The organism is Terrabacter sp. Soil810, assembly GCF_001429645.1.
Taxonomy (GTDB): domain Bacteria; phylum Actinomycetota; class Actinomycetes; order Actinomycetales; family Dermatophilaceae; genus Terrabacter.
Genome location: NZ_LMSW01000001.1, coordinates 369,664 through 370,418 on the forward strand (window position 1 = coordinate 369,664; position 755 = coordinate 370,418).

The window sequence follows — 755 nt, forward strand, 5'->3', positions numbered from 1 at the left end:
TTGGCGGTGGTGCCGGTGGCGAAGCTGTAGTTGACCGTGGTCAGGGTTCCGGGGGTGCAGGTAATCGTGTAGGTGCCCACGTTCTGTCCGGGCGCACGGGTGCAGGCTGCGGTTCCGGTGATCGTGGTGGTGCTGGCGGTGTCGCCGTTCCGGAAGCCGGTGTAGGTCGCGGTGAACGTCGGGTCGGCGTCACCGTAGGTCTTGGACATCGCGGTCGCGTTCACGTTCAACGTCGCCTTGCCGATGGTCAGGTTCGCGCCGACGTAGGTCAGGTCGTAGTTCGGCCCGGCCGTCAATGTGTTCTGTCGGATCGCGTAGGAGCCGACGTTCTCGCCCGACGCGCGGTCCAGGGCGCCGGTGAAGGCGTCGGTGTAGGCGAGTGAGCCGGTGGTGATCGAGTAGGTCAGCGCTGGGTCGGCGTTGCCGTAGGTCTTCGACTTCGGGTCCGCGGTCACCGTGAGGGCCCGCTGGCCGATGGTCAGGTTTGCGCCGACGTAGCTCAGGTCGTAGTTGCCGTTCAGCGCGACGGTGCCCTGCTTGATCGCGTACGGGCTACCGGCCACGCTCTCCCCGGCGTCGCGGGTCAGCGCGCCGGTGAAGCTGTCCGTGAAGGCCAGCGACCCTGCCGNNTTGCCGTAGGTCTTCGACTTCGCGTCCGCGGTGATCGTCACGGCCCGCTTGGTGATCGTCAGGTTGGCGGTGGTGCCGGTGGTGAAGCTGTAGTTGGCCGCGGAGAGGTCGCCCGGGGTGCAGGT

The 755-nt window shown here is 67.3% G+C and carries 1 protein-coding gene; it reads right to left on the bottom strand.

The window, feature by feature from the left end:
• The coding region (locus ASG96_RS01655; protein ID WP_304437875.1) for an MBG domain-containing protein at nucleotides 1-628 on the bottom strand (628 nt) is incomplete at both ends.
• Nucleotides 629-755: the final 127 nt, after the last annotated feature.